The sequence below is a fragment of the Brachybacterium zhongshanense genome, from assembly GCF_055385755.1.
On sequence record NZ_AP043790.1, the window covers coordinates 2,537,814 to 2,549,971 of the forward strand.

Consider the following 12,158-nt stretch of genomic DNA (forward strand, 5'->3'; position numbering starts at 1 on the left):
ATCCAGTGGACCGGACCGCCTGGTCAGCTCGCGAACCAGCTCAATGTGCCGCTCAACAGGACTGTTCACGAAGACGTCGAGCCCCGCCGGCGACTATGGGCCTTGCTCTGACGAACAGTCTCATAGATCTCGTCATCGATGAGACCGTCGTCGGCGGCATCCTCGACCTCACGCCAGGAACCCGGTGCGGGCGAAGGGATCGGATCCTCGAACCATTCACCCCTCGGTATAGGGGGGGTAGTCCCAACGGGTGAGCTCTGAGATCAGGCGATCTCGGCTGATCACACCAGCTGCGTAGCGCTGGCAGATCTCGTACGGCCCGGCCCCGGAGAAGCCCGGTGCGGGATCGGGAGCCCCTGCAGCACCCTTCACAGCCTTCGAGACTGCCGGCTGGCTGATGTGCAGTGCTCGGGCGATCTCCGTCTGCTTGTACCCCTCGGTGACGAGTGCATTCAGCTCCCGTCGGTAGTCGATCTGCGCGACGTCGATGGCAGCTCTCCGGCGTATGAGCACCTCGAGCCGACTGCTGTCGCTCTCCGTCCATGCCGTCATGGCAGTCACCCCTTCCGAATAACCTAGGTTATAAGGAGAGGTCGGCATCGCCCACCCTCCCAGGGACTTGACCGTGGCCTGGGGCCTCATCTCCGTCGATCTGGATGCGGCGGTCCCTGCGGCTGTGCCGACCCCGCCATCGACCTCGTCGCCCCCCATTCGCTGGCGCAGAGCGCACCGCCCCTCCCGCGGAGACATCGGCTGCCGGACGCAATGGCCCCTCGGTCTGGTCCGCACTCGGCGACGAGTCGACCATCGCTCAGATCGTCGACGCAACAGGCCTCACCACCAACCAGGTGCGCTACGCGCTGACCGGACTGATCCGGGCCGGACTCGTCGCCATGGATGGCGGCCAGGGTGCGAGAGGGACCGTCTACCGGAGGATCCGGACGAGCCCGCGAGCGGGTGAGGGCCCTCGGGCCGGGATCCGCTGATCACCTCGGACTCCCTCGGCGTACCGTTCCGGGGAGAGGGTCCGTCGGCGAAGCGCCGGCTGTGCGTCCGGATCGACGGCCTCGCATGACGACGAAGGAGAGCCACCACCATGTCCACGGGTTCTGCGACCAGCATCGACCGCGCATTCATCGACGCCCTGCCGAAGGCGGAGCTGCACCTGCACATCGAGGGGACCCTCGAGCCCGAGCTGAAGCTCGAGCTCGCTCGGCGCAACGGCGTCGACATCGGCCAGACGACGGTCGACGAGGTGCGCGCGACCTATGGGTTCACCGATCTCACGAGCTTCCTCGCGGTCTACTACCCGGCGATGGAGGTGCTGGTCACCGAGCAGGACTTCCATGATCTGGCCCTCGCCTATCTGCGTCGCGCCGCGGCCGACGGCGTCTTCCGCGCCGAGATCTTCTTCGACCCGCAGGCGCACACGAGCCGCGGCATCCCGTTCTCCACCGTGATCGACGGGCTGTGGTCGGCCGTCCAGGAGGCTCCGTCGCTGGGTGTGGATGCGGCGCTGATCATGTGCTTCCTGCGCGATCACAGCGTCGAGTCGGCGAGCGAGACGCTGAAGGCCTCGCTCCCCTACCGCGATCGCATCGTCGGCGTCGGCCTGGACTCCGATGAGCGCGGGAACCCGCCCGAGAAGTTCGCCGAGGTGTTCGCCGCCGCGAAGGAGGCCGGGTACCGGCTGACGATGCACTGCGACATCGACCAGGAGCAGTCCATCCGCAACATCGCGACGGTCCTGCGCACGATCGGCGTCGAGCGCATCGACCATGGCACCAACATCGTCGAGGACCCCGAGCTGGTCGCCGAGGCGAAGGCGCGAGGGATCGGCTTCACCTGCTGCCCGCTGTCGAACTCCTTCGTGACCGAGGAGATGAAGGGGAAGGAGATCGCCGCGCTGCTGCGCGACGGCCTGCGGATCTCCATCGCCTCCGACGATCCCGCGTACTTCGGCGGGTACGTCGGCGACAACATCGCCGCCGTCGCCGAGGCGCAGCAGCTCACCCGCGAGGAGGTCGTGCTTCTGGCCCGCCGCTCCCTCGAGATCAGCTGGGCCGACGACGCGCGCAAGCAGGCCTGGATCGAGCAGCTCGAGGCCGTCGCCGGGGTCTGAGCGGCCGGGGCACCCTGATGTGCCTTTTGTGAGCCCTCTTCGACTCACCCATGATGTGGTTACGCACTATCAGTGCGGTGAGAGATGATGGCAGAGGATGACCGCACGGCCATCGACGACGCGTCGCACGCCGATCGCGTCGTCGTCGAGATGTGGGCCGACGCCGGCTGCCCATGGTGCTACCTCGGCAAGCACCGGCTGCGGACCGCGATCGCCGAGCGGGCGGACGCGGACCGCTTCGACATCGTGCTCCGCTCCTTCCCGCTGGACCCCGGCGCGCCGCGGACGGCGGAGCGGAACGAGGACGCCTACCTGCGCACCCATGCTGGCTCGGCCGACGATCTGCACCGGATGGAGCAGCAGATGCAGGACCTCGCCCGACGCGAGGGCCTCGAGTACGCGGTGGAGCGGATGACGGCGAACACCCTGGACCTGCATCGGCTGGTCCGCTGGGCGGAGGAGCAGGCGACCGGTCGCGGGTTCGCGCTCTTCTCCCGCATCCAGGACGCTCTCTTCGCGGGGGCCGACGACCCCTTCGACCGGGACGCCCTCGTGCGCGCCGCGGAGTCCGTCGGGCTGGCCGCCGAGCGCGCCCGTGAGGTCCTCGCCGGTGACGCGTTCGCCGACGCCGTGCGCGCCGACCGTGAGGAGGCCGTCGCACTCGGAGCGACCGGGGTCCCGTTCGTCGTGGTCGATCGTCGGATGGCGGCCCCGGGAGCCCTGGCCGCGTCGGCGTACTCGAGCCTGCTGACGCAGGCCGTCGGCGCTCCCCTGCAGGGTCGGAGCGCGGGGGCGGATCCCGCGCGAGCGGATTCCGCGTGAGCGGATCCCGCGTGAGCGGATCCCGCGTGAGCGGGACGCAGATCCGTCAGCGAGCGGGCGCCGGATGCGCGTCGGCACCCTCGGTCCGGCCGGCGCTGCTGCGCCCACGGGCGCGGCCGACGCCCAGGCGCTCGCTCTCCGCGCGGTTCTCGGCGATCTCACCGTGGTGGGCCGCGGCCCATCCGGCCATGGCCGACACGGCCTCCCGCAGGGATGCACCGAGTGCGGTCAGCGCGTACTCGACGCGCGGGGGCACCTCCGCGTAGGCGGTCCGCGTGATCAGGCCGTCGCGCTCGAGGTGCTTGAAGGTCTGCGTGAGCATGCGCTGCGAGATGCCGGGGATGCTCGCCTGCAGGTCGGAGTACCGCAGCGACCTGTCACCGAGGGTGCTGATCACCAGCACGGTCCACTTGTCGCCGATCCGGTCGAGGACCTCGCGGATGAGCGCGCTGTCCTCGGGCCACTCCCTGCAGGGGCCGCTGATGGTCCTCGACGCCGCCATCTCATCGCCCTCCATCCGCATCCGTCGCCACCGCCCTCATCGCGGCGCCACCGTCACCGTCACCGTCACCGTCACCGCAGAACGCTAGCCGTTCTGCTGCCGCACCATCCGGAAGAACCAGAGTTCACAGCCGTGCCGCACCCACGCCGCACGACCATCGGAAGGACACCAGTCATGCCCACCGCACCCACCGCACCCACCGCACCCACCATCGCCGTCGTCGGTGCCGGGCCCGGACTCGGGCTCGCCATCGCCACCGCCTTCGGGGAGCGCGGATTCTCCGTCGCCCTCGTCTCGCGCACCCAGGAGAAGCTCGACGCGCTGGCCGCGCAGCTGGGCGAGGCCGGGATCGAGGCCGCCGGCTTCGCCGCCGACGTCATAGACCCCGCCTCCCTCGAACAGGCCTTCACGCTGATCACCGAGCGCTTCGGGACCGTCGACGTGCTGGAGTACTCGCCGGCTCCCCACTCCCCCGTGCCCGGCCTGAGCAGTCCGCCTCCGCTCGAAGCCGACCGGGCGAGCATCCAGCCGCAGATCGACTACTACCTCTACGGCGGGATCGCCGCGGCCGAGCAGGTGCTGCCGGGCATGCTCGAGCGCGGCAGCGGCACGATCCTGTTCACGACCGGCGGGACGTCGGTCGATCCGCTGGCCGGGCCGCCCGAGTTCACCACTACGACCATCGGCAGCGCCGCTCTGCGCGCCTACGCCCTCAAGCTCCATCAGGCGACCGCGGGCACCGGCGTGCACGTCGCGCACGTCCCGATCTTCGCCTGGATCGGCTCCGGCTCCCCCGAGGCCGAGCCCCGCGCCATCGCCGAGCACTACTGGCGGATCCACCGCGAGCGCGAGGGCGCCGAGCAGGCGTACGACGCGCTGTGACGCGGAGCTGAGGCCACCGTGCCCGGGGCGCCGCGCGCGACAATGGGCCGATGATCGACTGGGGAACCGTCTGGGACGACTACATCGGCATCAGCGCGAGCGGAGCTCTGGGCGTGCTCGCCGCGACGATCGCGCTCTATCTGTTCTTCTCGCTGCTCGTGCACCTGTCCGGGCAGCGTCTGATGGCGAATCCGACCGTCGGCAGCTTCGTGGTGCTCGCCGTGATCGGCGGCGTCACGGCCCGGTCGATGCTGGGAGAGTCTCCGACCCTGCTCGGCGCGCTGATCGTGCTGAACACGCTGATGGTCCTCGAGTGGACCATGGGCACCCTCCGCGGGGTCATCCGCCCCGGCACGGCCCGCGGGACCCGTCGGCCCGCTGTGGTCATGGTCGGCGGGCGCATCGTCCCCGGCATGCTCCGACGGCGGCGCCTGACCGAGCAGGACCTCCTGAACCGGCTGCGGACCGGCGGGGTGACGAGCCTTCAGCAGGTGGAGCTGGTGATCCTCGAGACCCGCGGGACGCTGACCGTCGTGCGCTCAGGAGCGACGATCGATGCGGCCCTGGTCGAAGGCGTGGACGGTCGCGAATCCATCCCCGAGCACCTCCTGGCGCAGTGAGCTGGGCAGTGAGCTGGTCAGTGAGCTGGTCAGTGAGCTGGTCCGACCCACCGATCAGGAGACCAGCCTGCCCGTGAGCAACGGCAGGCAGGGGTCGTCGACGGTGCTCGGCATCGGCGAGCACGGCTCATCGCGTCCCAGCGGAACCCACAGCCCGCCTCACAGGAGCATCCCCGCCCAGAGACCGAGCCCGGCCGCGAGGGTCGCTCCGATGAGCGTCCCGAGGGCGTTGATCGCGCCGATCAGCGTCTTGCGCTCCTGGAGCAGGCGGACCGTCTCGTAGCTCGCGGTGGAGAAGGTGGTGTACCCGCCGAGGAAGCCGGTGCCGAGCACGAGCTGCCAGGACTCAGGGGCGACCTGAGAGGTCACGAGCCCGGTGAGGAGCCCCAGCAGGAACGAGCCGGAGAGGTTGATGGCGATCGTCCCCCACGGGAGGACGCCCTGGGTGCGGGCGCGGATCTCGGAGTCCAGGACGAACCTCGCCACGGCACCGACGCCCCCGGCGACGGCCATGGCGATGAGCATCAGCGGAGCCATGTCACTCCTCCCCCTCGGTCAGTCGGTGCGCGTCAGCAGGTCGGTCCGCGTCGGCTCGGCCGGGTCTGTCGGCCCGCCGGTGCGCGAGGGACGACAGGGCGATGCCGCCGACGGTCGCAGCGGCTCCGATCAGGACGGTGGCCAGCGCATATCCCATACCGACGCCGATCCGGCCCTCGCCCATGAGCAGGGCGCTGTCCACGGCCAGGGTGCTGTAGGTGGTGAAGCCGCCCATGAAGCCCGTGCCGATCAGGAGGCGCAGGCGCCGTCGTCGGCCGTGGTCAGGGCCGCGGCGGGCCAGGCCGTCCAGCAGGAGGCCCAGCAGGAACGCCCCGACGACGTTGATCGCGAGGACCGTGCTGGGGATCCCGCCCGCCGACGGGATGGCAAGGATGAGGGAGGCTCGGGCGGCGGTGCCGAGCGCGCCGCCGATGCCGACGAGCGCGAGCAGTCCCGGATTCCGGTGCGCTGGACGCGGGTGTCCGCTCATGCGAGGCCGAAGGGGAGGTCGGGATGGTCGAGGGCGATCTCCATCAGGCGGTTGTACTTGGCGACCCGCTCGCCGCGCGCGGGGGCGCCCGACGTGATCTGTCCGATGCCGACTGCGTCCGACGGACCGGCTGCGACAGGTGGGGTGGGTGCGGCGGGGGTCGGGCTGTCAGTCATCTCGGGTTCCTCCTCAGGGGTGAAGCTGTCGTCGGTCGTGATGCCGTCGGTCGGCTGTCATCGGTCGTGATGCTGTCACCGATCCGTCCAGGGCAGGTCGTCGTCCCCGGCGACCGGGTTCAGGGGGATGACGACGAGCGGCCGGTGCTGGCGATGGGCGAGCTGCACGGCCACCGAGCCGTTGAAGAACTCGCGCAGGGAGTCCTTGAGACCGGGCTCCCGGGTGCCGACGACGATCATCGCCGCGTCGGCCTCGTCCGCCAGACGAGCGAGCGCCGAGGCGGCACCGCCCGCCAGGGTCCGCAGGGACCAGGTGACGCTCCGGCCGTCGAGGGCCGCCCGGATGATGTCCTCGAGCTCGGCGTCGGCTCCCCCGACGTCGGAAGCGTCGTCGTCGGCGAGATCGGGGTCGATCGGCATGGTCGTCTCCGTCCCGTCGGGATGCCGCTCGACGACGTACCGGGAGGCGTCGACGCGGGCGCAGATCATGTCCGCGCCGAACCGCTCGGCGAACACCGCCGCCTGCTCGAGGACGGCGGCCGGCTGCCCCGGCACGACGCCGACGACGATCGGGCGCATCGCGCGCGCCTGCTCCGGAGGCTGGTCCGGGCCCGGGCCCGATGTCTGCTGCGCGGTCTCGTTCATGATCTCCACTCCTTCGTGGCCTGCATGTCCTTCATGGTCCGTATGATCGCGACCGTCATGGGGCCGCCGCGGGCTCGGGACCTCGGGGCCGCCCGTCGCCGTTCGGGCACAGGGAAGCGGCCGACGGCTCCGAAGAGGTCGGCTGCTGCTTCACGGATGGATGTCACTGCGTCTCGTCTCCTACCTGTGGGCGCACGGATGCTGCCGAGGTAGGGACTGTTGTCAGGAATCCTGAGGTTGGGTGCGGCGAGCCCCACCGCCGCGACGCCGAGGCGTCGGTCCACATCCTGCCACTACTCGCACCAGGAGTCGACTCGGGGCGGAGGTCTGCCCGGGTCCGGCTCCGACGAGACTCTGAGCCTGCTCAGAGCACATGGCGGCGAGTGAACACGTCCTCGCAGACGTCCTCGTCGATCACCCCTCGCTCGATGGCCTCGGCGAAGGCAGATCGTCGAACTCGCCGTCGGGCCGACGATCACCCCGCGCCGCGCACCCCGCCGCCCGGCGTCTCCCCCGTGAGGCGGCCGCCCGAGAGCACGGGCCGACCGGCGACGATGACGTCGTCGATGCCGTCGGCGAGCGCGAGCGGCTCCTCGTAGGTGGCACGGTCCCGGACGGCATCGGGGTCCACGAGGGCGATGTCGGCGATGGCACCGGGACGGATGCGTCCGCGGTCGCCCAGACGGAGGAGGTCCGACGGGGCGGTCGCGAGATGATGCACAGCCGTCGGCCAGTCCAGGTCGCCGCGCTCGCGGACGAAGGTGGCCAGATAGAAGGCGAAGGTGCCGCGGGCCCGCGGATGCGGGTGGGCGCCGACGAAGATCCCGTCGGATCCACCCTGGTGCGCGGGATGGGCGAGCAGCCGGGCCAGGTCCTCGACGGGCCGCTGGTCGTGGACCGCTATGACGACGCTGACGTCCAGGCGCGCGGCGAGCAGCAGGTCCAGGGCGGCGTCGACCGCGTCGGTGGCGCGCCGGGCCGCGATCTCGGCCAGGGTCAGCCCGGGCGCCCAGCGGAGGTCCTCCGCGCCGCGCGTTCCCGCGGGAACGCCTTCGCCCACGTGCGCGATGGTGATGAGGTCGGGCCAGTCGGGCCCCAGGCTGGGGTTCCTGGCGACCTGCGGGAACCAGTCGCGGCGCAGCGCCTCCCGCTGCGCGGCGTCGGAGAGCAGGGTGAGCGTCTGCTCGCGAGGCATGGCGTTGAGCTCCGGCGGGAGCATCGTCATCGCCAGCAGCGAGCAGCCGCGCGTGTACGGGTAGGCGTCGAAGCTCATGCTGACGCCCTGCTCCTCAGCCCAGGCGAACAGACGACGGGCCTCGGCCGCGGGCGTGTGGAAGTGGGAGATGTGCACGGGCACGCCCGCACGCGCCCCGATCCGCACCGCCTCCTCGACGCCGACCTGTGCGTTGTGCTCGTACCCGCCGCGCGTGTGCGTGACGTACGGCAGGGAGCGCGCCGCAAGCGGAGGTCGCAGCGGTGGGTGCGGCGGTGGGTGCGGCGCAGCGCGCAGCGGCGAGCACAGGGCGGCGATCTCGTCGGCGTCGGCGAACAGCCCCGGCACATAGTCGAGACCGGTGGAGAGGCCGACGGCGCCGTCGGCGATCCCCTCCGCGACGAGGCTCTGCATGCGGACGAGCTCGTCGGCCGACGCCGGACGCCGCACCGACCCCATGACCTCGTGCCGGACGGTCCCCGCAGGCACCAGGTAGGCGACACCCAGCGGGATCCGCCCGTCGTACCCGGCCAGGAGATCCCCGACCCGCGGACCGCGATAGGTGGGATGGCGGCCGTTGATGGGCGCGAAGTACTCGCTCGCGAAGCGCCCGTCCCCGGGGGCGAAGGAGACGCCGTCCTGCCCGCCGATCACGGTGGTGATGCCCTGGCGCAGCAGCGCGAGCTGCACCTCCGGGTCGAAGACGGCGGCGTCGGCGTGCGAGTGCGCGTCGACGAACCCGGGGACGACGAGCCGACCATCGGCCTCGATCGTCGTCGTGTCGTCCGATGGCGTCGGCAGGCCGCCCGAGGGAGCCGGCGAACCATCCGAGCGGGCCAGCGCGCCATCCGAGCGGGCCAGCGCGCCATCCGTGGACCGCCCGCTGTCGTCGCCGGTCGGACGCACCTGGGCGATCCGGTCCCCCTCGATCAGGACGTCGGCCCGGATGGGCTGCTGCCCATCACCGGGCACGACGACACCGCCGCGGATGAGCAGAGCGGACATCGTCGTGTGCCTCCTGGGACTGGGCGGGGCGGGAGGGGAGTGAGTGAGGCTGGAGCGGGCGGGGCTGCCCCCGTACTCACCCTCATGGTCGGTCCGGCCTGGGCGCGTCTGGCGGCCGCTGTTCCGGGCAAGACTCCGGGCGAGATTCCGGGCAAGGTACGTGCGGTGCTCACGCGTCCGGCATCGTCGTAGGCTCTTGCCATGGACGACAAGCACTTCGAGGACGTGGACGGTCTCGAGCTCAGCATGCCCCACGACCAGAGCTACCGGACGTGCTCGACCTGCGGCGGGGACTGCGAGCCTGAGACCAGCGCCATCGACGGCCTGGGCGTGCGGATCATGTTCGTGTGCCCGGAGCACGGCGCGCAGAGCGTGGTGGATCCGTTCAGCGATCTGCGCTGACACGACCCGCCGCGACGCAGCACCTCTTCAGGGCTGAAGGACTGAAGGGCGGCAGGACTGAAGGGCTGCAGGGCGGCAGGGCTGCAAGGCTGCAAGGCTGCAAAGCTGCGGCACTGAAGCGGTTTGTTAGCATCGTGGACGATCGTCGGGCGGGGGCCCGACGTCGATCCGAGGGGACGTCGGCGCGCGGCTCGCGTCGGCCGAGGGGGAAGCAGATGCGACGTGATCACCGTCGACCGCTGCGCCCGTCGCACCGTCGCCCCTGTCCCATCCCTTCCTCACAACAGGAGATCCCCATGAAGACCCAGCACGTTCTCACGGCCTCCCTGGTCGCCGGCGCCGCCCTCGCTCTCTCGGGATGCGGCGGCTCCTACGACGACTCCCGTGACGTCTACGAGGAGCTGCGGGTCGAGATCGGCTGCGACACCGTCGACTCCGACGACTTCGAGTCGTTCATGGAGGGCGAGGTCGCCGACGGCTTCCCGGCATTCGATGCGGTCAGCGGCTACTGCCAGCAGGGCGACGAGGAGTTCTCCGTCCTCGCGGTGGTCCCCCACGACGTCAACGGCGAGGAGTTCCTCGAAGCCCTGTCGCAGGAGGACAGCGGCGAGGGATTCGCCGTCCAGTCCCGCAAGTGGGTCGTCGTCATCGACGGGGACGACGAGGAGGACCGTCAGTTCGCCGACACCGTGAAGGACGAGCTCGGCGGCAAGGTCGTCGCGTTCTCCGAGAACGGGGTCAAGAAGGTCTGATCAAGAAGGTCCGCGGGGCGTGCGGCGCCCGGGCCGCACCGGCTCCCTCACCCTCGACTCGGGATATGCCGCCAGACAGCCTCCACGTCAGTTCATGACTGGCGTGGAGGCTGGAATGCTCTTCGGGGCCTCTGTGCTGGCCGCCTCCGAATCGGCCGCGCTGGACAGGGCCAGGCAGGTGTCCATGACCGGTAGCACAGCAGCACATGCCCCGTCATATGCAGAGCAACTGCCCCTCAGCTACCGATTCGTGCCTGACCTACCGATTCGGGCCAGACCTGCCGATAAATGCCGGGCCAGACCTACCTGCTCATGCCGGGCCAGACCTACCTGCTCATGCCGGGCCAGACCTACCTGCTCATGCCGGGCCAGACCTACCTGCTCATGCCGGGCCAGACCTACCTGCTCATGCCGGGCCAGACCTACCGCCAGCACCACCGGACGGCCCGCCAGCACCACCGGGCCTGACCGAGGACCTCTGAGCCCGCTGACCGTGGAGGACGCCGGGCGGGTGTCCATGACCGGTAGCTCAGCAGCACTTGCCCCGTCATATGCAGAGCACCTGCCCCTCAGCTACCGATTCGTGCCAGACCTACCGATTCATGCCAGCCCTGCCGCCAGCGCCGCAGGGCATACCCACAGGGTCACCAGCCCCAGCTGGGCGGCAGGTTCTCGTCAGGCTTCGCCGTCGAGCACCCGCAGGACGTCATCCGCCTGATACACCTCGGAGCGCCTGTACCGACCTGTGCCCTGACTGAGGATCCCGCGGGTGACGAGCGAGTCGACGGCGGAGTGCGCAGCGACGCGGGAGACGCCCAGCCGGTCAGCGAGGTATGCGGCGGTGACCACGGGCTGCTCACGCAGCAGCGGCAGGGCGCGACGGGCCGAGGAGTCCGCTCGCAGTCCCGCCGCCTTCTCGAGCAGGAGCTCGTCGAGGGCTCTCACCTGGCGCTGGACGGTGCGGACGACGTCGCATGCCTCGACGGCGACATCGACGAAGAATCGCACCCAGTCGTTGAGTGCGGCGATCGCCTCAGCGGGATCGTCGGTCCTCGTCGCGGTGAGCCGACGGACGTACTCGCCCTCCCGCTTGCGCAGCTCCGTCGAGATGGGCAGCAGGCCCGAGCGCACAACGCCCCCGCGCTCGAGCACGGCGTGCACGAGGGCGCGGCCGACGCGACCGTTCCCGTCCTCGAAGGGGTGGACGGTCTCGAACTGGAGGTGGGCGAGAGCCGCGAGCAGCAGCGGATGCTCCCCCGACCGGTCGAGGTGCACCAGCAGATCCTCGATCAGACCGGGCACCTCGGCGGCGGGCGGAGCGACATAGTCGGCTCGAGTCCTGTCACGCCCGCCGATCCACACGTCGACGGTGCGCAGTCCGGGCCGCGCACCGACGACGCCGAGCGCTCCGTGGACCTGCTCGAGGTCCGCGATGGTCCAGCGCTCGCGCCGGGCGAGCTGTTCGATCGCCGTGCGTGTCGCCGCGACGTTCCGCGCCACGCTCATCGCCTCGAGGTTGCGCAGATGCTGCGCCTGCTCGTCGAGCTGCGCATAGGACACGTCCCGGGCCGAGGCGCGGATCCGCTCTATCTGGGACGAGGCGATGGACTCCGAGCGCAGCAGCAGCGGGTAGATCCCCTGTCGGGTCCGCTCGTCGATCTCCATCGACGTAGTCGAGATCAGGGCCGAGACCTCGAGTGCGGCTTCTCGGACCTCCGGTTCGAGGAGCGAGCCGACACCGGAGTCGGCGAGGCGGGCGGGCAGGTAGTACGAGAAGGAGCCGCCGCGACGGGCCGACGACGTGATGCCGCGGAAGTCCGGCGGCTGCTGCTCCCGTCGCCATGCACCGTGAACACCCATCCGAACTCCCTCATTGAAGGTTAGCTCCATAAGGTTAACTCAACGGCGACGGGCGCAAACCCTCAGGGCATCGCGCGGCACTCATCCCCCGCTCATCGCCCCACCGACAGCCTCCACGCCACCATCACCT

14 protein-coding genes and 1 pseudogene are annotated in these 12,158 nt (G+C 70.6%); 7 read left to right on the plus strand and 8 right to left on the minus strand.

The features are described from left to right. Positions 1 to 216 precede the first annotated feature (216 nt). Entirely contained in the window at positions 217 to 552 is a 336-nt protein-coding gene (locus ACZ5AJ_RS11395; protein WP_464134553.1) for a hypothetical protein, read from the minus strand. Between the two features lie 544 nt (positions 553 to 1,096). On the opposite strand from ACZ5AJ_RS11395, the gene add reads away from it, so the two are divergent. Both add and ACZ5AJ_RS11405 read left to right on the plus strand, forming a co-directional pair. Continuing rightward, the gene (gene add / locus ACZ5AJ_RS11400; protein WP_464134557.1) at positions 1,097 to 2,122 is read left to right on the plus strand and encodes an adenosine deaminase; all 1,026 of its coding nucleotides are present in this window, start codon (positions 1,097 to 1,099) and stop codon (positions 2,120 to 2,122) included. Between the two features lie 87 nt (positions 2,123 to 2,209). Next, the gene (locus ACZ5AJ_RS11405) at positions 2,210 to 2,944 is read left to right on the plus strand and encodes a DsbA family oxidoreductase (RefSeq protein ID WP_464134562.1); all 735 of its coding nucleotides are present in this window, start codon (positions 2,210 to 2,212) and stop codon (positions 2,942 to 2,944) included. A gap of 46 nt (positions 2,945 to 2,990) precedes the next feature. Here the strand turns inward: ACZ5AJ_RS11405 and ACZ5AJ_RS11410 are convergent, their stop codons facing one another. Next, positions 2,991 to 3,446: a winged helix-turn-helix transcriptional regulator gene (locus ACZ5AJ_RS11410; RefSeq protein WP_464134564.1), complete on the minus strand. Its 456-nt coding sequence runs from the start codon at positions 3,444 to 3,446 to the stop codon at positions 2,991 to 2,993. Positions 3,447 to 3,620: 174 nt separating this feature from the next. On the opposite strand from ACZ5AJ_RS11410, the gene ACZ5AJ_RS11415 reads away from it, so the two are divergent. Together ACZ5AJ_RS11415 and ACZ5AJ_RS11420 are read left to right on the plus strand one after the other, a co-directional pair. Continuing rightward, a complete protein-coding gene (locus tag ACZ5AJ_RS11415) occupies positions 3,621 to 4,328 on the plus strand; it encodes an SDR family NAD(P)-dependent oxidoreductase (protein ID WP_464134569.1) in 708 nt (235 codons plus the stop codon). A 50-nt stretch (positions 4,329 to 4,378) separates the two neighbouring features. Then, positions 4,379 to 4,948, plus strand: a complete 570-nt coding sequence (locus tag ACZ5AJ_RS11420; protein WP_464134573.1) for a DUF421 domain-containing protein — start codon at positions 4,379 to 4,381, stop codon at positions 4,946 to 4,948. Between the two features lie 159 nt (positions 4,949 to 5,107). Here ACZ5AJ_RS11420 and crcB read toward each other — a convergent pair whose 3' ends face one another. The 5 genes and pseudogenes from crcB to ACZ5AJ_RS11445 form a co-directional block, all read right to left on the minus strand. Beyond that, positions 5,108 to 5,485: a fluoride efflux transporter CrcB gene (gene crcB, locus ACZ5AJ_RS11425; RefSeq protein WP_464134576.1), complete on the minus strand. Its 378-nt coding sequence runs from the start codon at positions 5,483 to 5,485 to the stop codon at positions 5,108 to 5,110. Position 5,486: 1 nt separating this feature from the next. Next, positions 5,487 to 5,975, minus strand: a complete 489-nt coding sequence (locus tag ACZ5AJ_RS11430; RefSeq protein ID WP_464134579.1) for a fluoride efflux transporter FluC — start codon at positions 5,973 to 5,975, stop codon at positions 5,487 to 5,489. Beyond that, positions 5,972 to 6,091, minus strand: a pseudogene (locus ACZ5AJ_RS11435) (hypothetical protein); the annotation flags it as partial. The pseudogene ACZ5AJ_RS11435 and the gene ACZ5AJ_RS11430, both read right to left, overlap by 4 nt. Before the next feature lie 135 nt (positions 6,092 to 6,226). Further along, positions 6,227 to 6,796: a universal stress protein gene (locus ACZ5AJ_RS11440; RefSeq protein ID WP_464134584.1), complete on the minus strand. Its 570-nt coding sequence runs from the start codon at positions 6,794 to 6,796 to the stop codon at positions 6,227 to 6,229. Between the two features lie 475 nt (positions 6,797 to 7,271). Continuing rightward, positions 7,272 to 9,014 (minus strand): N-acyl-D-amino-acid deacylase family protein, encoded by a 1,743-nt coding sequence (locus ACZ5AJ_RS11445; RefSeq protein WP_464134588.1) that lies wholly within the window; start codon positions 9,012 to 9,014, stop codon positions 7,272 to 7,274. Positions 9,015 to 9,215: 201 nt separating this feature from the next. On the opposite strand from ACZ5AJ_RS11445, the gene ACZ5AJ_RS11450 reads away from it, so the two are divergent. From ACZ5AJ_RS11450 to ACZ5AJ_RS11460, 3 genes are all read left to right on the plus strand, one after another. Beyond that, complete coding sequence (locus ACZ5AJ_RS11450) at positions 9,216 to 9,416, plus strand: hypothetical protein (protein ID WP_464134593.1); 201 nt, start codon at positions 9,216 to 9,218, stop codon at positions 9,414 to 9,416. A gap of 296 nt (positions 9,417 to 9,712) precedes the next feature. After that, the gene (locus tag ACZ5AJ_RS11455) at positions 9,713 to 10,168 is read left to right on the plus strand and encodes a hypothetical protein (protein WP_464134597.1); all 456 of its coding nucleotides are present in this window, start codon (positions 9,713 to 9,715) and stop codon (positions 10,166 to 10,168) included. A gap of 288 nt (positions 10,169 to 10,456) precedes the next feature. Then, a complete protein-coding gene (locus ACZ5AJ_RS11460; RefSeq protein WP_464134602.1) occupies positions 10,457 to 10,636 on the plus strand; it encodes a hypothetical protein in 180 nt (59 codons plus the stop codon). 207 nt (positions 10,637 to 10,843) lie between these two features. On the opposite strand, the gene ACZ5AJ_RS11465 is transcribed toward ACZ5AJ_RS11460, so the two are convergent. After that, positions 10,844 to 12,028 (minus strand): Fic family protein, encoded by a 1,185-nt coding sequence (locus ACZ5AJ_RS11465; RefSeq protein ID WP_464134605.1) that lies wholly within the window; start codon positions 12,026 to 12,028, stop codon positions 10,844 to 10,846. Positions 12,029 to 12,158: the final 130 nt, after the last annotated feature.

Excerpts from the sequence above, each read along its gene's own strand:
- crcB (WP_464134576.1), bottom strand. The coding sequence starts at position 5,485 with ATGGCTCCGCTGATGCTCATCGCCATGGCCGTCGCCGGGGGCGTCGGT.
- ACZ5AJ_RS11445 (WP_464134588.1), bottom strand. The coding sequence starts at position 9,014 with ATGTCCGCTCTGCTCATCCGCGGCGGTGTCGTCGTGCCCGGTGATGGG.
- ACZ5AJ_RS11415 (WP_464134569.1), top strand. The coding sequence starts at position 3,621 with ATGCCCACCGCACCCACCGCACCCACCGCACCCACCATCGCCGTCGTC.
- ACZ5AJ_RS11460 (WP_464134602.1), top strand. The coding sequence starts at position 10,457 with ATGCCGGGCCAGACCTACCTGCTCATGCCGGGCCAGACCTACCTGCTC.
- ACZ5AJ_RS11440 (WP_464134584.1), bottom strand. The coding sequence starts at position 6,796 with ATGAACGAGACCGCGCAGCAGACATCGGGCCCGGGCCCGGACCAGCCT.
- ACZ5AJ_RS11410 (WP_464134564.1), bottom strand. The coding sequence starts at position 3,446 with ATGGCGGCGTCGAGGACCATCAGCGGCCCCTGCAGGGAGTGGCCCGAG.
- ACZ5AJ_RS11465 (WP_464134605.1), bottom strand. The coding sequence starts at position 12,028 with ATGGGTGTTCACGGTGCATGGCGACGGGAGCAGCAGCCGCCGGACTTC.
- ACZ5AJ_RS11405 (WP_464134562.1), top strand. The coding sequence starts at position 2,210 with ATGGCAGAGGATGACCGCACGGCCATCGACGACGCGTCGCACGCCGAT.
- ACZ5AJ_RS11450 (WP_464134593.1), top strand. The coding sequence starts at position 9,216 with ATGGACGACAAGCACTTCGAGGACGTGGACGGTCTCGAGCTCAGCATG.
- ACZ5AJ_RS11420 (WP_464134573.1), top strand. The coding sequence starts at position 4,379 with ATGATCGACTGGGGAACCGTCTGGGACGACTACATCGGCATCAGCGCG.
- ACZ5AJ_RS11455 (WP_464134597.1), top strand. The coding sequence starts at position 9,713 with ATGAAGACCCAGCACGTTCTCACGGCCTCCCTGGTCGCCGGCGCCGCC.
- ACZ5AJ_RS11430 (WP_464134579.1), bottom strand. The coding sequence starts at position 5,975 with ATGAGCGGACACCCGCGTCCAGCGCACCGGAATCCGGGACTGCTCGCG.
- add (WP_464134557.1), top strand. The coding sequence starts at position 1,097 with ATGTCCACGGGTTCTGCGACCAGCATCGACCGCGCATTCATCGACGCC.
- ACZ5AJ_RS11395 (WP_464134553.1), bottom strand. The coding sequence starts at position 552 with ATGACGGCATGGACGGAGAGCGACAGCAGTCGGCTCGAGGTGCTCATA.